Here is an 18,781-nt window from a genome sequence, read left to right on the forward strand (position 1 = left end):
ATTTTAGGATGCCGACCGGCGCTGGTGGGACCGTGATCGTGTCTGTCACGTGCGGACAACAACGATGGCGCTGATCGGGCCACTGACGATGCTGGCGGCGATGATGGCCGGGCCGGCCGCGGCGGAGCCATCTGACGACTCCGCGGCCCCCTTGACCGCCGGTGGCTCCCACACGTGCGGGCTGGCCCGCGACGCCAAAGCCTACTGCTGGGGCTATGGCGGTTACGGTCAGCTGGGCAACGGCGGGACTTCGGACCGGGCGCATCCGGTGGCGGTGGACGCTCCTGCCGGAGTGGCCTTCACTCACCTCACCGCGGGAGGCGACCACACGTGCGGGCTGGCCCGCGACGGCAAGGCCTACTGCTGGGGACAGGGCGACAAGGGCCGGTTGGGCGACAGCGGCGTCGCGGACCAGGTGAGACCGGTAGCGGTGCACGCCCCCACCGGAGTGGCCTTCACCCAGCTCACCGCCGGGGACGACCACACGTGCGGACTGGCCCGCGACGGCAAGGCCTACTGCTGGGGACGAGGTGACTACGGCCGGTTGGGTAACAGCGGCGTCGCGGACCAGTCGAAACCGGTAGCGGTGCACGCCCCCACCGGAGTGGCCTTCACCCAGCTCACCGCCGGAGGTCACCACACGTGCGGGGTGGCCCGCGACGGCAAGGCGTACTGCTGGGGACGAGGCGCCTACGGTCTTCTGGGCATCGACAACGTCGTCGCGTACCGCTCGACGCCGGTGGCGGTGCACGCCCCCGCCGGGATGGTCTTCGTTCACCTCACCGCAGGCGACGCGCACACGTGCGGGCTGGGCAACGACACCAAGGCCTACTGCTGGGGCGAGGGCGCTTCCGGCGCCTTGGGCGACGGCGGCACCGCGAACCGGTTGAAGCCGGTGGCGGTGGACGTCCCCGTCGGGGTGACCTTCACTCGCCTCGCCGCCGGCGAGGCGCACACGTGTGGGCTGGGCGGCGACGCCAGGACGTATTGCTGGGGCGACGGCTACCACGGCAGGTTGGGCAACAGCAGCGACGCGATCCAGTCGAGGCCGGTGGCGGTGGACACCCCCGCGGGCGTGACCTTCACTCGCCTCGCCGCCGGCGACGTGCACACGTGCGCGCTGGGCGACGACACCAAGACCTACTGCTGGGGCTACGGTTACCACGGCAGGTTGGGCAACAGCAGCGTCGCGAATCAGCCGACGCCGGTGGCGGTGATCGCGCCGGGAGAGTGAGGCGGCGCCGGGACCGTTCGCTATCCGGCCTGGGCGAGTCTCTTCGCCCCAGCGATGACGAACTCGACGAAGCGGGCGTCGTCGGCCTTGTCGCTCGCCCCCATCTCGAAGTGGGCGGCCAGGTCGCCGACCGCGACCGCGGCCCTCAGGACGCGTTCCGGTGGAACCCGCTCGCCCTCATCAGTGATCGCGCCGTCGACGACGGTCACCATCGCGGCCGAGGCGTCGCCGAGCGCGGGAAGCGGCAGGCGGGAGTGATGATGTTCGTCCTCCATCATCGCGTCGGACCAGTCCGGGCACACGGTCGGCATGTCGGCGAGGCTCTGGACGAACTCCTGGGCCGCCTGGAGGCCCGGGCCGCCGAGCTCGACGCGGATCACCATGTGGCCGGTTTCGAGGGTCCGCACCACCGTGGGCACGGGACGGTACTCGTCCAGCACCTCACCCTCGGTGCACGGGATGTAGTAGTCGAAATCCTTGGTGCCGGTCGTGTCCTGGCTGACGATGGATCCCGGTGGCAGATCACCGGCGGTGAGCATCTTCTTCCGGAGCTGCTCGGGGCCGGGCGGCCCGGCCCCGGCCGGCGCCCCCAGCACGGCGACCATGGCCGCGGCGACCGGCAGAACGATGACTTTTCGCATTTCTCCGACGATAGGCGGCACCGTTCCGCACCGTCAGCCCTTCACGAAGACGGTTCCGCGAGGCCGTCGCGCCGCCCTCTCGCCTTCGGCGGTGCGGGCTCGTGCCGCCTGACAGGAGACCGATTCAGGACACTTTCATCTCTTTGGTCCCTATACTGCGAGGGGTTCAGCCGAGGCACCATCGAACGGAAGCGAACCCTCATGCGCGCCCTCGCCGCCGCTCTCCTGACCACCACTCTCCTGAGCGTCGCCGACGCCGGCAACGCCGCCGCGGCTTCCACGGCCAGAGCCGACTGGGTCACCAGAGGGGTGCAGCCGATCGGGCAGCCGATCGCGGTGGGCGCGGTGGTGGTCGGCTATCTGGTCCGGGACAGGCGCCTCTACGCCCGCGGCCTCCGGCCCGGAGACGGCACGGTGATCTGGGAGCGGGAGATCACCCCCAGCAGGCAGACGGCCGGCATCGAGATCCTGCCGTTCCGGGTCGGTGACAACGTGGCCTTCCTGGAGCCACGGCCGGAGCGCGGGCCGCACTGGGCGAGGATGGTGATCGTCGACGCCGCCACCGGGCGGGTGGAGCAGAGCAGTCAGCCGGCGATCTTCCGCAGTGTGCCGGAGTCCTGTTTCGGTGACCGGGCGGCCTGCGCCATGGCAAACCCGCACACGGGCGGGACCAGGCGCGGGTACCGGCTCGACGTCGCGACCGGCTCCTTCACGCCGTACGACGTAGCCCTTCCGGCCGCCCGTTCGATCAGCGATTCAGGCCTGCACGATCTGGGCGGCCGCCCGGACGAGCGCATCGCCCTGATCCGAGACGGGGCGATCCGGTGGCAGCGGTCGGTGACGGACGCCTTCCCGGCCGGGTTCAGCACCGACAACGGCTGGACCTGGCAGCACTTCCCGGCGGATGGCGTGTTCGCGGGCTCGGTGTTCGGGCCCGTCAAGCGGACGGCCACCACCGTCGACATCGACCTGGGAGCACAGAGCGCGAGCGCCGGGCTCGACGAGCGCACCGGGGCGGTGTTGTGGCGGTCGCCCGGCACCATCATCGGCTGCGCCGAGAACATCCCGCTGCGTGCCGATCCGGTCCGGTGCCGGGTCCGCGGCCGGGGGCACTTCGTCGTCGAGCCCCCGGCCAGCACGTTCGAGGGCCTGGACGTGGCGCTGGAGGGGTTCGACCCGCGCACCGGGCAGACCCGCTGGTCGGTGCCGGCCGGCCGGTCCGAGCAGCTGGTCGGGCAGCTGAGGCGTGCGGCGGTGGCCGGCGACCACACGGTCGTCGCCGAACTGGCCGGCGGCAGCCGGATGATCGACCTGACCGACGGGACGGTCACCGTGCCCGCAGAGACCTCGGTGTTCTGGTGCCTGTCACAGGCCCGCTTCTTCTCCCACGAGGGCCACACTCCACAGGACTCCCACGAGCGGTTCGACCGGGTCGGCGGCAGCACCGCCACCACCACCACCTGCGGCGCCGACGGAAAACCGGCCGGCTCGGGACAGCCCGCCCCGGGCGCGTCCCGGGCAGTCGGCGCGGTCGCGAACGGCTACGCCGTGGTGGCGACACCGGACGGCTACCGGGGCATCGCGCTCGACGGCTGAGCGGAGAAAGGGCCGGCGCGATGTGCGCCCGGAAGTCGCCGGATGATGCTGTGGCCTGCCGTTCATCGGATGTCGGCCACGGCCATGCCCGTGGTCATCAGCAGGCACCTGTGCCACGATCTGCGGCGGGACGAGCAGCAGACGGGCTCAGGGCTGTGTCCAGAGCTGCGCGTGCAGTTCGGGGACCACGGTGTCGCCCTCGACCACCTTGGTGGGGAGAGTGACCACTCTGACGACCAGCACCCAGTCGTTTCCCTTGACGCAGTAGGTCTTGCCGGCCTGTACCGGAATGGCACGTGAGTCGTACGCGCTGACGGCACACGAATGCGTCGTCCCGGTGGCCTCGGCGATCTTCGCGCCGGGCTCCACCGGATCCAGGTAGAAGACGGGCCGATCGTTCGGTGTGCAGCCGCCCTGGTGACTGGAGTGCCGGCATTCGATGGTCATGCCGTGATCGTCGTTGTCGGTATATGACCAGTTGTGGGGATTGAAATTCACCTGTGGCGGGCTGGCCGCGGGGTTGAGCACCGGGAACAACACCCCGGGGCGTCCCGCGGCGTAGCCGGGCAACGGGGTCCCGGCCGCCGGAGCCGGCGAAGAGGCGTCTGGACCCGATGACCCCGTCGGCCCCACGGTCGGAGTGACCCGGGTCGCCGTTTCGCCGATATCGACCGTGAAGTCGGAGAGATCGCGGATCAACGCCAAGCCGCCGATCAGCAGGGCCCCGAGGCCCAGCCAGAGCGTGATCTTGGCGGCGGTGTCGAGCTTCGCGTGCCACCTGACGACACGAGCCACCACATTCCGTTCCTCGATGTCGGATTGCACTGAACAACCGTAACCAGGACGATCGGGCATCTAACGCCACGGTGTGCGCTTCGTCCGCGACGACTCCGACCTGCACCCGATCGGCGTACGCGCCGCGCCACATGTGACCTGAGCCACTCCTTCTTTTAGTTACGTTGAGGTAACTGGTCACTTTTAGTGACTATAGGTCGTCACCAGGAAGAAGCTTGGAACTAAGGGGAATCTCGATGACCGACACCCGCTCCGTCGCCACCCGCTACGTCGACGCACTGAACGCCGGCGACTTCGCTACGGTCGCGAGCATGTTCGCCGATGACATCGTGTGGCACCAGCCCGGCGGCAACCGGATCTCCGGCACCTACCGCGGCGGCGCCGCGGTGGGCGGGCTGCTGGGTTCCACCATGACGCTCAGCGAAGGCACCTTCAAACTCGCGGTGACCGGCGCTCCCATGGTCAACGGCGACGTGTGCGCCTTCCCGGTCCACTTCAGCGCCAAGCGCGCCGGCGCCGAGATGTCGATGGACGGTGTCGACGTGCTCAGGGTCGAGGGCGAGAAGATCGCGGAGGTGTGGCTGTTCTCCTCCGTCCAGGAGGATGAGGACGCCTTCTGGGGCGTCGGCTGACCGCGGATCCCTGACCACGTCGTCGTCACCGGCCGCCGCCGGCCATCGGGCTCGGCGGCCGGTGCTCGCCGGTGAGGTTCAGATGGTCGTGGACGAACCACCCCGTGACGCTGCCGGGATCACGGGCGATCTGCTGCGGCGTGCCGGCGGCGACGATTCTTCCCCCCGCGGTCCCGCCGCCGGGACCCATGTCGATGACGTGGTCGGCGTTGGCGATCATGTCGAGGTCGTGCTCGATGACGATAACGGTGGCGCCCTTGGCGACGAGGCGATCGATCACCCCGAGGAGCACGCGGGTGTCCAGCGGATGCAGTCCGACACTCGGCTCGTCCAGGACGAACAGCGCGTCGGACTGGTTCCGGTTCAGCTCGGTCGCGAGCTTCAGCCGCTGCGCCTCACCGCCGGAGAGCGCCGGCGTGTCCTCGCCGAGGGTGAGATACCCAAGACCGAGATCGACGAGCGATTGAAGCTTCTTTCGTACGCGTGGCAGATCCGCCACCGCCTCGATCGCCTCCCGGACCGTGCACGCGAGCAGCCCCGGCAGCGAGATCCCCTCGGCGCCGGCCGGGACGGTGCGGCGGACGTCGTGAGCGTCCGGCGCGTACCGCGTGCCCGCGCAGTCGGGGCAGGGGATGTCGACGTCGGGAAGGAACTGGACATCGAGGGAGATCTGACCGGTGCCCTCACAACGCGGGCAGCGCAACGAGCCGGTGTTGTAGGAGAAGTCGGACGCGTTCAGCCCCCGCTCACGCGCCGCCTCGGTGGCGGCGTACACGCGGCGCAGGTCGTCCAGGATCCCGCTGTAGGTCGCCACCGTGGAGCGCACGTTCGTGCCGATCGGTGTCGCGTCGACCGCGTTCACCCGTTCGATACCGGGCGCCTCCAGCGTGACCACATGATCCGGCGCCGCCGTACCCGAGATCTTGGCTCGCACGGCAGGGACCAGGCTGTCGAGGACCAGGGTGGTCTTGCCGGACCCGGACATGCCCGTCACCGCGGTGAGCCGGCCCTTCGGAACCTGCACCCGCAGGGCGTGCACGGTGTGCAGCGGGCGCGTGGCCAGGTGGATGCCGCCGAGGCCGAAGACCTTCGCCGGGTCCGTCCGGTCACGCACGACGACCTGTTCCCGCCCGGCCAGGAATCCTCCCACGAGCGAGACGGGGTTCGCGCCCAGATCGGCGACCGTGCCGGTGGCGAGCACGGTGCCGCCTTCGCTGCCGGAGCCGGGGCCGATCTCGATGAGCCAGTCCGCTTCGCGGAGCACCTGGACGTCATGGTCGACCACGACGACGGAGTTGCCCTCGCGCATCAGATCGCGTATCAGGCCGATCAGCCCGGCGACGTTGGACGGGTGCAGGCCGATGGACGGCTCGTCGAGAACGTAGAGGACGCCGGTGGTCTGGTTGCGCACCGCACGAGCGAGCTGGACCCGCTGCCGCTCGCCGGTGGACAGGGTGGAGCCGGCCCGGTCGAGACTCAGATATCCCAGGCCCAGCTCGACCAGCCGTTGCGCCATCTCCGTCAGCTGGGCGGCGATCGTGTGGGCCATCGGGCGCATCTCGGCCGGCAGCGTCTGTTCGACCGTCCCCGCCCACATCACGACCTCATCGAGAGTCTTCGCGGTCACCTCGGCGAGGCCGATCCCCGCCACGTGGGTGGCGCGGGCCTGCTCGCTGAGCCGGGTCCCGTGGCAGGACGGGCACGTCTGGGCGCTGATGAACCTGTTCACCCGGTTCAGGCCGCGTTCACTCGTGGCGTTGTTCAGCGCTTCCCGTACGGCCAGGCGGGCATTGCGGTAGGTGAAGTTCAGCTCGAAGAGCTTTCCGTTCTTCGAGGGCACCGCGATGTGCCGCTTCTCCTCCGGGCCGTGCATCACCACCTCCTGCTCCGCACCGGTGAGTTCGGCGTACGGGACGTCGATGCGTACGCCCATCTCGGCGACGACCTGCGGCATGACGGTCAACCCGAACATCGACCACGGCGCCACCGCTCCGTCCTCGATGGTCCGGGACGGGTCGGGAACCAGCGCGGCGTCGTCGACTTCCCGGACGACACCGGTCCCCGTGCATGCCGGGCACGCGCCGTCGGAGTTGAACGCCAGCGACTCCGCGCCCGGCGGCGAGAACACCGCCGCGCACACTGGGCAGGTCAGGTCCCGGTTGGCGGCGACGTCGATCGTCGGCGCCAGCCGGTGCCCGTTCGGGCACACATGCGCTCCGAGCCTGGAGAACATCACACGCAGGACGTTGAGCAATTCGGTGGAGGTGCCGAACGTGCTCCGCACCCCCGGCACTGCCGGTCGCTGCCGCAGGGCCAACGCCGCCGGGATGTGCCGAACACTGTCCACCGCGGCGCGCGTGGCATGCGACATGCGACGGCGCGTGTAGGTCGACAACGCCTCGATGTACCGGCGCGACCCCTCCGCGTACAGCACGCCCATCGCCAGCGACGACTTCCCCGACCCGGACACGCCCGCCACCGCCACGAGCCGCCGCAGCGGCACGTCCACGTCGATGCCGGCCAGGTTGTGCACCCTCGCACCGCGCACCCGGATCGCCGACGGCGACTCCCCCGTGAGGTCGGTCATCCTCAACTCCCTCGACTGCGATCCCGACGGCATCATCGCGAGCGACCGCCGTGGCGCCGGCTCAGCGTCAGCGACATCGTTCGTCGTCCGTGCTGCTCAGCGCCTATGGTTTCGATGGGAGACCATTTACCTCAACGTAACCAATGCCAGGTGTGACCTGGATCCCATCAGCGAAATCCATCGGCTGTCCCTCCCTCGGCACCGCCGTGCCGCCGGGACGCCTACCGTTACGATCAGAGACCGCCGGTTTCGGTGGAACTAGCAGGGGTGCGCCTGATGTCACAGCAGCCGGACTGGAACGTCCTGATGAGAACGTGTCCGTCGCGCCTGTCGCTCACCCACATCGCCAACAAGTGGACCGCGTTGATCGTGATCGTGCTCGGCGACGGCAAGCACCGTTTCGGTGACCTCCGGGCGGCAGTCGACGGGATCAGCGGCAAGGTCCTCACCGAGACGCTGCGGGTGCTGGAACGCGACGGCCTGGTGAAACGGCACGCGTACGCGGAGATACCGCCCCGGGTCGAGTACGAGCTGACGCCGCTGGGTCAGACGCTGCACGGGCCGTTGCGCGCGCTGGGGACGTGGGCGGAGAACCACATCGAGGAAGTCCTCGTCGCCCGCGACGAGTTCGACACCCGCCGCTGACCGCCGGCGCGGCGGGCCGGTGTCGTCCGGGCTCTCCGGCACCGCGGGTCAGGCCCGGCGGGCGCAGCCGAGGTAGGTCACCAGCGGGCGGGTGCCCGGTTTCTCCAGCACGAAGTTCACCATCGGGGCCACGTCGTCGTCGCAGATCCGTCCGCTACGGCGGGCGAACACCGCCTTCACCAGATCGACCGGGTTGCCAGGCTTGAAGCCCCGGACGTCCTCGCTGGTCAGGCCGTGCCTGTGCAGGGCGTCGATCACCTCTTCGGGTGGGCGCAGGCGTGGTGCCGCGTACCGTCCGGGCGGCATGATCCGGGTGGCCGGCAGGCCTTGGAAGAGGCCGAGGTACACGATTCTGCTCAGCGGGGTGCGGGCGACGGTGTCGTAGAAGAGGACGCCGCCGGGGGCCACGACGGCGGAGGCCGCGCTGATCACTCGGTCGAGGTCGTCGCTGATCTCCAGGGTGTCGGCACAGTAGACCAGGTCGAACGGGCCGCCCAGACGTCCCAGATCGTCCACGTCAGAGGTCTCGTAGCGCACGCCCCCGCCGATGTCGCGGTCGCGAGCGCGGCCGGTGGCGACCGGGGACGGGTCCGCCGCGGTCACCCGCGGGCCCAGCGTGGCCAATCCGCGAGCCAGGTCGCCGCGGACGCTGCCGATCACCAGGGCCTGCTTGCCGGCCGGCGCGACGCCGAGACGGGCGAGGAGTTCCTGGACGTACCGCATCCGGACGCTGGTGAAAGCGACCGCGCGAAGGTGCCGGCCGTCGATCGCCTCGTCGGTGCGGGCGTTCAACTCGATGTGCGGAGCCGGGCGAGCCATGGTGTCCTCCTCGAACCTGTGGTGATCAGCGGGCCGTCGCTCTTCGTCCTCCGGACCGGTCAGCGGGCCGTCTCCGAAGCCCGCGCTGTGGTCGTCAGCACCACGAGCAGGATCGCCAGCCCGGCAAGCGCGCCGAAGTGGTTGACGGCCGCCAGTGACCAGAGCGGCTCCGGAGGCGGGAACTCGGGGACGACGGCGAAGGCGAAGATCGCCTTCCACGTGCCCCACGCGAACAGGAAGCCGGACGCCACCCAGCTCAGTACCAGCGGGATCCGCTGACCCGCCGTGGCGCTCCGGTGCGTCACCGCCCACACTCCCCAGGCGGCGATCAGGGCCCACAGGCCACTGTTGCCGGTGAGCAGGTGCCACTGTCCGTCACGGTTGCCGAGGGTTGCCTGGTTGAGGCCGGCAGTGCCGCCAAGCGCCCAGTACACCTGCGGCAGCCCGATGCCAGCGGTGACGGTGACGGCGAACGTCGCCACGGTCCGCTGCACAGCGCGGGTCGCACCGGCGGCCGGTACAAGGCCGGTGAAGGCGTCCGGCCAGCGGTGGCGCACGTAGAGCGGGAAGGCGATCGCCACGCCCAGGCCGAACCCGGCGAACGACAGGGACAGCAGCGCCGGTTCCCAGGCCGGCAGCACGGGTGTCACCGGCGTGGCCTCCACCGCGGGTGTGACCGCCAGCAGCGCGGGCAGGACCGGGACCATCGGCACCAGGAAACCGGCTCCGATCCAGGCCGGTCCCAGCAGCGCCCAGCCGGGGATCCGCATCCCCCACTCCTGACAGAGGGCCAGGCCCAGCAGGATGGCGGCTCCCGCCATGCCGACGGTCAAACCGTTGATCAGCGACCAGTCGAGCCTGCTCCAGGCGCCGTCGCGCAGGCCGCCGCCGCGCAGGCCGTCGATCGTCCAGACGATCTTGACGACAAGGTACGGCACCATGGCGACCGCGGCACCGTACCCGGCGATGCGCCGGGCCCCCGCCCACCGCGGTTCCGTGAGTCCGATAGTGACTGTCATGTCGATCCTCCCGTGTCGCCAAGGCATCGAAACACGCGATGTCTGTGCGCACGCTGAGGAGCGGGGGCCACCGGGACTATTCCGCGCCGTCGGCCGGCAGGCGCTCCGGCAGCCCGAGCCGCGGGAACCGGTCGTTGTGGAAGGTGATGATCTCGGCGATCTTTCCGCCGGTGACGCGCAGGACGTCGATCGTCAGCGGCAGGTAGGCGCCGTCCTCCTCCCGCCAGTGGTAGAAGGCGATGGCAGGCTGGCGGTTCACCGAGGTGGGGACGCCGCGCAGGCCCGTCATGCCTTCGAAGCCGCTCTCGGCCCAGTACTTCACGACCGTGTCGTGGCCGACGTACAGGCCCGGCGTAGGCGGCATCGAGGACCGGACATCGTCGCGCACCATCGAGGCGAGCGCCGGGATGTCCGTGGCCACGACGGCCTCGGTGTAGCGGCGTACCAGCTCGCGCGTCCCGGCGTCCTCCTCGCCGCCGGTCCAGTCCTGCCGCTCGGCGGGCAGGTGCTCCCGCATGCCGGCGCGGGCCCTCTGCAGCGCACTGTTCACCGAGTTGACGGAGTCACCGAGGAGCTCCGCGACGTCCTTAGCCGGCCAGCCGAGCACGTCGCGCAGGATCAGCACGGCCCGCGGGCGCGGCGCGAGGTGCTGGACCGCGACCAGGTACGCCAGCTCGATCGTCTCCCGCGCGACGGCGACGGCCTCCGGCTCGTCCGCGTCGCCCGCGGGCAGCTCGTCGAGCAGCCGGTCCGGGTACGGCTGCAGCCACAGCACCTCGCCACCGGTCGCCGGCTCCGGGCGGCACTTGGCGAGCAGGTCCAGGCAGGCGTTGGTGGCGATCCGGTACAGCCAGGCCCGGAACGTCGACCGCCCCTCGAAGGTCTCCCGCCGCCGCCAGGCCCGCAGGAACGTCTCCTGCACGGTGTCCTCGGCGTCCTCGAACGACCCGAGCATCCGGTAGCAGTGCACGTGCAGCTCCCGCCGGTGCCGCTGTGCCAGCCCGGAGAACGCCGGCTCGTCCACCTCGCCCAGACCGTTCACGCCCATCTCCCCCAGCCGCGTATCCGCACTCATCACGTCATCCTTCCGTCTCGTCGTGTCCCGTCGTAGGTATGACGGGTGCGGGCGCGACAACTCATCACTCGGGTCGGATGATGGGCGCGGATGCGCGCGGCGGTCAGTCGCCGGCCGGTGTTTCCCGGCCTTCACCGGAATCGCCGGCCTCGAACTGCCAATACGATATTTCATAGGTTTTCAGCGTCGCCCACTGTCCCAGCGTCCGGCTGTGAACCGCTGCGCCGACCGCGGCGAGCAGAAGCAGAACGGACAGCGAGGCGGCGAACACGCGGTCTTCGCCGGATACCGCGACCGCCGCCGCGCAAGTCGCTCCTGCCACCAGGGGAATGGTGCAGTTTCGCAGCATCAAACCGATCGCCCGCATGCGACTGATCTCCGAGGCGACCTCACGGTTGGCCAGTTCGGCCCGAGCCTGCAACAGGAAGCGGCTGTGATGGAGGTATCCCGTCTTCTCGGTGTCGGGATCCCGGGCCAGAAAGATCTCCTTGGGATCCTGCCAAGGGCGCAGCCGGTAGGACAGCCTGTCGACGAATCGGCCGAGAGGCCAGGTCACATGCCCGACGAGGTAGGCGCCGATCGCGACGGCGACGAAGATCAGGAGCGACGGAACATCCTTGAGGTCTTTCAGATCTATGGCGACCCAGCCGGCCCGGTCCGCCGCGAATCCCAGAACGGAGACGTAGAGAAAGCCGGGAATGGCGTAGGCGAACAGATCGTAGATGCCAAGCACGAAGGTCATTGTCTTCCTCCTGTGGATCTTCGGCGCTCGCCTTCCGACATCATTGTCACGGCCGCGCGCAACCGGTTCCCCGATCCGCGAATCGGTTGAGGGAAAGATCTGAAACAGTCTCGGTAAATGATCGAGCGGGCACGCCGGGTCGCTTCGGCGGCGGTGTGCCGTACGGCTGCCGGGCTCTTTCGTGGTCGCCGTTTCGGCTGTGCCGGGGTGGCCGACCGGATCTTCGAAGCTGTTGACCAGACGAGGTGCCCGTCGTCATCAGTGTCGGATGTGGGCGGTGTCCTGTCGCCTCGGCAACTGGCACCAGGAAACGGATTGCCGCTAGCCAAAGGGGGTGTAACCGTTGCGCCAGCCCCTCGGTGACCACCATCCGGTGTGGAGCCGCAGTCGGGGTAACGGAGGTGTACGACCTTGTCCGGGATCTTCGTCAACTACCGAACCGGCGACGACGACTTCGCCGCCGCACTCGTCGACGATCATCTGCGTGGCGTCTTCGGCGAGGAGAACGTCTTCCGCGACAGCCGGTCGCTGACGGCCGGCACCGACTTTCCGCCCGAGCTGTGGCGGCGGCTCATGGGCAGCAAGGTCCTGCTCGTCCTGATCGGGCCGCGCTGGCTGACGCTGACTCACACCTCCGGCGGGCGGCGGGTCGACCGGCCGGACGACTTCGTGCGGCGCGAGATCGAGGCGGCGTTCGCCGCGCGGATCCGGGTCATCCCGGTGCTGCTCAACGGAGCGCCGCTGCCTGCCGCCGAGGATCTGCCGGCCTCGCTGCGCGGCCTCACCACGCGGCAGGCCGTCTCGTTGCGGCAGCGGGAGTCGGGCAAGGACCTCGGTCACCTCGTCGAGGTCCTGTCGGCGCTGGTGAAGCCACGCGAGAAGCCCGCGGAGAAGGCATCCGGGGAGCCGGCCGGCGACGACCGGCACTCGGTGTCGTTCCAGCAGGGTGGTGTCTACCTCGGTCCCCACGCCACGGTCCACGGCGGCAACTTCGCGGGGCGGGACCAGATCGTACGGGGGGATTCCTCTTGACTCCCGATCCGGCGGACCCGAAGACCGTCCCACCACCGCAGCCGGCGGACACGACCAGCGCCACCCCGCGCCGGGTCAAGGAGGCCGGCGATGAGATGGCGGCGAACGCCACGCAACCCCGCAAGGCCGCGGACACCAACAACCTGCGCCGTGAGGCCGAAGCGGTGTTCGCCTCCGGTGGGGCGTACTTCGGCAGCTCGGCGACCGTCGACAGCGTGGTGGGGCGCGACCAGATCGTCACCAACATCCACGTCGGCGGCACCGGCACGGCCACCCGGACCACGGTGGTCTACCGCCTCGACGCCGAACAGGTCCGGCTGGTCCGCGACGCGTTCGTGCTGGATCAACAGTACGCGGAACTCCTCGGCCGCACCCGGGGCCGCAACGTGATCCTGCTCCAGGCGGCGCGCGGTTCCGGCCGCTGCGCCACCGGCCTGCGCGTGCTGCTCGACCATCATCGGACGGAGGTGTTCGGCCTGCCACCGGACGCCACACCGGCCGGCCTCGGCAGCGCCGTCGAGCAGGACCGCGGCTATCTGATCGACAACCTCGCCGACCACCGGATCCGTGAGCTGACCGCCCTGGCCCTGCACGATCTCGACGCCCGGCTCGGGTCGCTGCGGGCCACCCTGTTCATCACGGTTCCGTCCGGTGTGGCGTTCACCGACCCGGGCGTCCAGCGGTTCGTGGTGACCCTCGGGAAACCGGCCACGCACCGCGCCATCGTGGAGAGTCACCTGCGGCACCGGCTCGGCACGGCCCGCGCCGACCGCCTGCTGCGCGAGCACGACCTGGGCAGCGTCCTCGACGACGTGGTGACCACCGACTCGGCCCGGGAACGGGCCGCCGAGTTCGCTCTGCACGTCGAGGACCTGGTGGTCCGCGGCCGTCTCGACCTGGACCTGCTCCGCGCCCGGATGAAGACGTCGGTCGCCGCCGAGGTGGAGACCTGGTTCGACGGCCTGGCCACGCCCTCGCTGAAGTACCTGGCGATCGCGGCCGCGCTGCTCGACGGGCTGCCCTACCAGACCGTCATCGAACCGGCCGGGTCGCTGGAGCGCCGGCTCTCCCCGGCGCCGTCGTCGGTGGCGCCGGCCGCGGTGCCCGCGGATCCGTTCGCGACCGGCCGGGCCCACCGCGTACGCGAGATCCGTGCCCAGATCGTCCGGGCGACCGTGCCGTCCCGGCTCGGCCCGGTCCCGGCCGAGGTGGTCCGCTACCTCGACCCCGCCTATCCCCGGGCGGTTCTCGATCTGGTCTGGCGCGAGTACGACGCGGTCCGCGGCGAACTGCTGGGCTGGCTCGGCGATCTGGCGAACCATCCGGTGGACGCGGTGCGGGTGCGTGCCGCCGCGGCCATCGGGCTGATCTCGACGACCGCGTTCGACTACATCAGCAAGACGGTGCTGCGGCCGTGGGCCGGAGACGACAAGGAGAACAAGCGGGAGATGGCCGCGTTCGCGCTGCGCGCCGCCGGCCGCTCACCACAGCTACGGCAGCAGGCGCTCGCGCTGGTCGACGAATGGGTCACCGGGCGGTCCTGGCAGCGGCACGCGACCGCGGCCCGGGTCTACGGTTCGGCGCTCGGCGCGACCCTGCCGAAGCGCGCGTTCCATGAGCTGGACCGGCTCTCGGTCACCGAGGACGCCGACGTGGCCTTCGCCATCGGGTACAGCCTGGCCGAGCTGATCGACGCCGACCACCGCCATGCCCTGCCGGCGACCTCGATGGCGGTCCGCTGGATGGGCAGCGGCCACCAGGGGCAGAGCGCCACCGGGCAGATCGCCTTCCTCACGCTCGCGGCCGACCTGGTCGGGATCTCCGACGGCGGCCAGGGAGCGTGGCCACTGCTGTTACGGCTGGCGTCGCGCGACTTCGCCCTCAAGCACAGCCTCTCCGAGGCGTGGCACGTCACCCTCAACGGCGCCATGTTCCACCAGTACGCGCAGAGCATCGCCGGGGCCTGGGCGGAACTCGTCGAACCCGGCGACGAGGCCCGGCAGGCCTGGGCACTGGTGCTCGCCACGGCCGCGGCCGGGCACGAGCGCACCTACAAGATCGTTCGCTGGATGGCCGGCAACTGGATGACCGGCACGGGTCCGGTACGCGCGCCGCGTACCGGGCAGGCCGTTCTGGCGGCTCTGGGACCAACTCGGGAGTTCCGATGAATCTGATCGTCAGTGAGCAGCCGGTCGGCCGGGTGCAGTTCGCCAAGCCGGCGCTGGGGCCCGGCTTCGCGGTCGTCTACGCCAAGTCGGACGGGACCGTGGTGAACCTCGGCCGCCGGCTGGACTTCGGCGAGGCCCTCAGCGGCATGTTCCGGACCGCGTTCGAGGTCGACGTGCGGCGGCAGAAGACCGACCTGACCACCCGTGACAGCGATCTGCCGACCCGTGACGACCGGTTCTCGTTCGTCGCCACGGTGACCGTCGGCTGGCAGGTCACCGCCCCGGAGACCGTGGTGCGGGAGAACGTCCGCGACGGTGGAGCGGCGATCGGGCGCCGGGTGCTGAGCCTGATGCGCGGGATCAGCCGGCGGTACGAGATCACCGAATGCGAGCAGGTGGAACGAGAGATCAACGATCTGCACCGGTCCGGGCCCATCGCGGTCCCGGAACTCGGGCTGTCGATCGACCACGTCTCGGCGTTCGTGACCCTCGACGACGCGGCCCGTGACTACCTCCAGCGGCAGGTGGGCATCGAGAGGCGCAAGGATCTGGACGGCCGTGAGCAGGATCTGGAGAACCAGCGCCTGAACGGGGTGATGGCCGCGGTCCAGGGTGAGATGGGCCTGATCGCCCTGCACCTGCGGCACCACCCCCAGGACGGGCTTCAGGTGCTCCAGCTGATGCACGCCCGTCAGCAGGAGCTGGCGCAGCGGCAGCAGGAGCGGTTCGCCAGCTCCGAGGCGATCTTCACGAAGATGCTGGACGAGGGCCTGGTGCAGGCGGCCGACGTCGAGGAGATCCGCAAACAGGTGCTGGCGAACACGCTCAGCGTGATCAGTGGCACCACGGGCACGCAGCCGCCGATGCTGACCGCCCAGGCCACGGTGCAGACCGCCGCGCCCGCCTCGTTGCCGCCCCCGGGCCCGGCGGCACAGGGTTCGGCGGCACAGGGCCCGGCGGGTCCGGCGGCTCCGGTGAGCCCCGCGGCGCCCGCGACCCGGCCCGCACCCCGCCGGCGGCCTCCCGGCAACACTCAGACGGCCGATCCAGGCCAGACCGCGACGCCGCCGGTGGATCCGAACGGGGTCGGTGGCTGGCGACCACGCCGGTCACCGCAGAGCGGGACGAGCACCAGCTGATGTCGAGTCTCATCCGGCTGGCGCTGGGGCTGACCATGGTGGTCGCCGCGCTGCTCCTGCTCGGCCTCGTCATCTACGTCGCGGCCCGCAGGAGCGGAGCGGCCGAGGGCCGAGGGCAGCGGTTCGTGCCCCTGTTCAAGCAGCGCAAACCCCGTCACCTGGGGAAGTCGAGGGTGCCGGCTCCGGTTCCCGGCCCCACCCGCGGGGTGTACGGCTCCCAGTCACGCGGTTCCGCGGACTACCGACGTTCGGAGGCGCCGCCCATGCAGCCCGGCTACTCACCGCCGCACACTCGTCTCCTGGACGACCCGCCACCCGGCCCGGAGGGCCCACCCCCCGGGCACCAGCGCCGAACGTCCCCGCCTGCGCCCGTCCCTCCGGAAGCGGCGCCGTCGTCCCCGGCGCCGGCGACCACGGCGCCGCCGGCCGCGGTGTCCCCGGTGGAGTTCGCCGCCGACGCCCATGAGGTCCGGGCGCCCCGGTTCGTCGCCGGTTCGAAGGCGTCGAGGATGCCCTGGCTGCTGCCGACGGAGAGCGCCTCGCCGCCCGGTGTCGCGGCCGACCAGGGGGTCCTGGGCGATCTGGAGGTCCGGGCCGCGTCGGTGGTGGGGTCCGGGCACCGTTGTGGGGATCCGGTCAAACCACGGCAGGACGCATATCGGGTGGCCCGCGATCGCGCCGGCGACCACCTGGTGCTGGCGGTGGCCGACGGGATGTCCGACAGTCTGCGCTCCGAACTCGGCGCGTCGGTCGCGGTGGGCACCGCGGTGGCGCTGCTGCGCAGGTACCTCGACGACAACCGGCCGCTGTCCGGGCTGCGGGCCGACGACCTGTTCCGGGACGTGGCGGGCGCCCTGGTGCAGGCGGCCAAGGACCGGGGGCTCGATCCGCACGACGTCCGTACGACATTGGCCGTCGCCGTGCTGCCCACCCGGTGCCGCCCGGACCGCCCGGTGGAGGGATGGGTCGCGCAGATCGCGGACACCCATCTGTGGCGGCGCGAACCCGGGAGCTGGAAGTGCCTCACCGGTGCGGAGAAGGACTCGTTCGACGGCAGTGTCCTGAACTCGTTCCTGCCGCACGTGCCGCAGGCGGCGCGAGGCACGCTGTTCACCCTCGCCTGGGGCGACACGGTCGCGGTTCTCTCCGACGGGGTCTCCGACGCGTTCTCCTACGTGCCCGGCGCCACGTCGTGGTTCGCCGACCGCTGGCGCGACCCGCCACCGCTCGCGTCGTTCCTGCTCGACGTCGACTACGAGGCCAAGCAGATGCACGACGACCGGACCGCCGTCGTGGTGTGGGCCGGGGGCTCCGAGACGTCCCGGGGAGCACCGCGGCGATGACTGCGCAATCCATCGCGCCGGTGCTGGAGGTGGCCCGGCTGGGCGTCCTTCCCGTGACGCCCGACTTTCCGGCCGGCGGCGAGAGCGACGGCGTCTGGCGGGTGCCGGCGTTTCCCGGCCAGCTCTTCAAGAAGTTGAACATGGAGGCGGCCCGCAAACTCGACACCGGCACGCTGGACCGGCTGATCAAGCAGCCCACGACGCTCACCGGACCGGGCGACGCGCAGCTGATCGCCGAGTCGACGGCCTGGCCGGCCAGCCGGATCGTCGACGGCGGACGCACGGTCGGAGTGCTGATGCCGGAGGCGCCGCCCGACTTCAAGGTGAGCTGGCGGGCGAAGTGGGGTTCGAACCCCGACAAGTACGGCCCGCTGCCGGTGGACTACCTGGCCAAGCCCAACGACTGGCTGGCCAGCCGCCGCATCGCGAGCCAGTCACCGGCGGACCGGTCGGCCGTCTGCCTGAACCTGGTACGGGTGGCGCACCTCTTCGAACGTTGCGGCATCGTGTACGCCGACTGGTCGTACGCGAACGCCTTCTGGCATCCCGACCGCAAGACCGTGTTCGTCTTCGACATCGACGGCTGCACCTACGGGTCCCGGCCGCACGTCTTCACGCCCCAGTTCGAGGATCCGCTCACCCCCGACGGGCATCCGGTCGACAGGTTCACCGACCGGTACCGCCTGCCGCTGCTCGTCGCGCGCATGCTCACCGGGCTGCGCGAGGAGAAGGACGTGTTCGCGCAGCTCCGGACGATGCCCGGCGCGGTGCCGGGCATCCTGCTGGCGATGGTGACGGCCACCGAACGGACCGCGCGGCCCGGCATGGCCGAGCTGCTGAGCGGTTTCGGTGTCCCAGTCGCCGACGAGACCGGCGTGCTCGGCTGGCGGGCACCACGGAAGGGGAACCGGAACGCGCCGCCCAGCACGGTCGGCGGGACGCGCCCCCGACCCACGTCCACCCGGCCGGCGACTCGTGCCGCGAGCACGCGACCGGGCACCACACCGGGCGCCAAGCCGGCCACCAGACCGGTCTCCTGGCCGGGGTCCCCTCCGGGCGTACGGCCGGGCGCCACGACGGGCCGGGCGTCCGTGCCGCCCGCGGCGGCCAAGCCGGTGGCCCGCCCGGCCACGGCGCCGGTCAACCTCCCGCCGCCGGCGAATCCGGTGCGTCCCTCCCCACCGGCCGCTCCGGTGCACCGGGGCGGGGGTGACGGCGACTGGATCGCCGGCGCCGTCGGCGTCACCGTCGCGATCGTGGTCCTGCTCTTCCTCCTCAACCTGATCTTCGGCTGAACCGTTTCCGGAAAGGACA

General features: G+C 70.8%; 16 protein-coding genes. 9 read left to right on the top strand and 7 right to left on the bottom strand.

What is annotated here, in order from left to right; all coding sequences use genetic code 11:
- Positions 1-49: 49 nt before the first annotated feature.
- On the top strand, positions 50-1,234 hold the full coding sequence (locus tag QLQ12_RS39105) for an RCC1 domain-containing protein (protein WP_282766015.1): 1,185 nt from the start codon (positions 50-52) through the stop codon (positions 1,232-1,234).
- A gap of 20 nt (positions 1,235-1,254) precedes the next feature.
- Here QLQ12_RS39105 and QLQ12_RS39110 read toward each other — a convergent pair whose 3' ends face one another.
- A complete protein-coding gene (locus tag QLQ12_RS39110; protein ID WP_282766016.1) occupies positions 1,255-1,875 on the bottom strand; it encodes a hypothetical protein in 621 nt (206 codons plus the stop codon).
- 201 nt (positions 1,876-2,076) lie between these two features.
- On the opposite strand from QLQ12_RS39110, the gene QLQ12_RS39115 reads away from it, so the two are divergent.
- On the top strand, positions 2,077-3,471 hold the full coding sequence (locus QLQ12_RS39115) for a PQQ-binding-like beta-propeller repeat protein (RefSeq protein ID WP_282766017.1): 1,395 nt from the start codon (positions 2,077-2,079) through the stop codon (positions 3,469-3,471).
- Positions 3,472-3,618: 147 nt separating this feature from the next.
- On the opposite strand, the gene QLQ12_RS39120 is transcribed toward QLQ12_RS39115, so the two are convergent.
- The gene (locus tag QLQ12_RS39120) at positions 3,619-4,296 is read right to left on the bottom strand and encodes a hypothetical protein (protein ID WP_282766019.1); all 678 of its coding nucleotides are present in this window, start codon (positions 4,294-4,296) and stop codon (positions 3,619-3,621) included.
- 206 nt (positions 4,297-4,502) lie between these two features.
- On the opposite strand from QLQ12_RS39120, the gene QLQ12_RS39125 reads away from it, so the two are divergent.
- On the top strand, positions 4,503-4,898 hold the full coding sequence (locus QLQ12_RS39125; protein ID WP_282766020.1) for a nuclear transport factor 2 family protein: 396 nt from the start codon (positions 4,503-4,505) through the stop codon (positions 4,896-4,898).
- Between the two features lie 25 nt (positions 4,899-4,923).
- Here QLQ12_RS39125 and QLQ12_RS39130 read toward each other — a convergent pair whose 3' ends face one another.
- Positions 4,924-7,485, bottom strand: a complete 2,562-nt coding sequence (locus tag QLQ12_RS39130; protein WP_282766021.1) for an excinuclease ABC subunit UvrA — start codon at positions 7,483-7,485, stop codon at positions 4,924-4,926.
- A 276-nt stretch (positions 7,486-7,761) separates the two neighbouring features.
- Between QLQ12_RS39130 and QLQ12_RS39135 the strand changes: the two genes are divergently transcribed.
- Positions 7,762-8,130, top strand: a complete 369-nt coding sequence (locus tag QLQ12_RS39135; protein WP_282766022.1) for a winged helix-turn-helix transcriptional regulator — start codon at positions 7,762-7,764, stop codon at positions 8,128-8,130.
- 48 nt (positions 8,131-8,178) lie between these two features.
- Here the strand turns inward: QLQ12_RS39135 and QLQ12_RS39140 are convergent, their stop codons facing one another.
- The 4 genes from QLQ12_RS39140 to QLQ12_RS39155 all read right to left on the bottom strand — a co-directional run bounded on the left by QLQ12_RS39140 (position 8,179) and on the right by QLQ12_RS39155 (position 11,785).
- The gene (locus QLQ12_RS39140) at positions 8,179-8,949 is read right to left on the bottom strand and encodes a class I SAM-dependent methyltransferase (protein ID WP_282766023.1); all 771 of its coding nucleotides are present in this window, start codon (positions 8,947-8,949) and stop codon (positions 8,179-8,181) included.
- Between the two features lie 59 nt (positions 8,950-9,008).
- On the bottom strand, positions 9,009-9,968 hold the full coding sequence (locus tag QLQ12_RS39145) for a hypothetical protein (protein ID WP_282766024.1): 960 nt from the start codon (positions 9,966-9,968) through the stop codon (positions 9,009-9,011).
- A 76-nt stretch (positions 9,969-10,044) separates the two neighbouring features.
- Positions 10,045-11,043, bottom strand: coding sequence for an RNA polymerase subunit sigma-70 (locus tag QLQ12_RS39150; RefSeq protein ID WP_282766025.1), 999 nt, complete (start codon positions 11,041-11,043; stop codon positions 10,045-10,047).
- A gap of 103 nt (positions 11,044-11,146) precedes the next feature.
- Positions 11,147-11,785 (bottom strand): hypothetical protein, encoded by a 639-nt coding sequence (locus QLQ12_RS39155; RefSeq protein ID WP_282766027.1) that lies wholly within the window; start codon positions 11,783-11,785, stop codon positions 11,147-11,149.
- 411 nt (positions 11,786-12,196) lie between these two features.
- Here QLQ12_RS39155 and QLQ12_RS39160 point away from each other — a divergent pair, with 411 nt between their 5' ends.
- From QLQ12_RS39160 to QLQ12_RS39180, 5 genes are read left to right on the top strand one after another with little or no spacing between them, the layout of a single operon-like run.
- On the top strand, positions 12,197-12,817 hold the full coding sequence (locus QLQ12_RS39160) for a toll/interleukin-1 receptor domain-containing protein (RefSeq protein WP_282766028.1): 621 nt from the start codon (positions 12,197-12,199) through the stop codon (positions 12,815-12,817).
- The gene (locus QLQ12_RS39165; RefSeq protein ID WP_282766030.1) at positions 12,814-14,985 is read left to right on the top strand and encodes a hypothetical protein; all 2,172 of its coding nucleotides are present in this window, start codon (positions 12,814-12,816) and stop codon (positions 14,983-14,985) included. Before QLQ12_RS39160 ends, QLQ12_RS39165 begins: the two co-directional genes overlap by 4 nt.
- Positions 14,982-16,124: a hypothetical protein gene (locus tag QLQ12_RS39170; RefSeq protein WP_282766031.1), complete on the top strand. Its 1,143-nt coding sequence runs from the start codon at positions 14,982-14,984 to the stop codon at positions 16,122-16,124. The genes QLQ12_RS39165 and QLQ12_RS39170 overlap by 4 nt, the downstream gene beginning before the upstream one ends.
- Complete coding sequence (locus QLQ12_RS39175) at positions 16,124-17,467, top strand: protein phosphatase 2C domain-containing protein (protein ID WP_282766032.1); 1,344 nt, start codon at positions 16,124-16,126, stop codon at positions 17,465-17,467. Before QLQ12_RS39170 ends, QLQ12_RS39175 begins: the two co-directional genes overlap by 1 nt.
- Positions 17,464-18,762: a hypothetical protein gene (locus QLQ12_RS39180; protein WP_282766033.1), complete on the top strand. Its 1,299-nt coding sequence runs from the start codon at positions 17,464-17,466 to the stop codon at positions 18,760-18,762. The genes QLQ12_RS39175 and QLQ12_RS39180 overlap by 4 nt, the downstream gene beginning before the upstream one ends.
- The last annotated feature ends 19 nt before the right edge of the window (positions 18,763-18,781 follow it).

This window comes from Actinoplanes sandaracinus (assembly GCF_030009775.1).
Taxonomy (GTDB): domain Bacteria; phylum Actinomycetota; class Actinomycetes; order Mycobacteriales; family Micromonosporaceae; genus Actinoplanes; species Actinoplanes sandaracinus.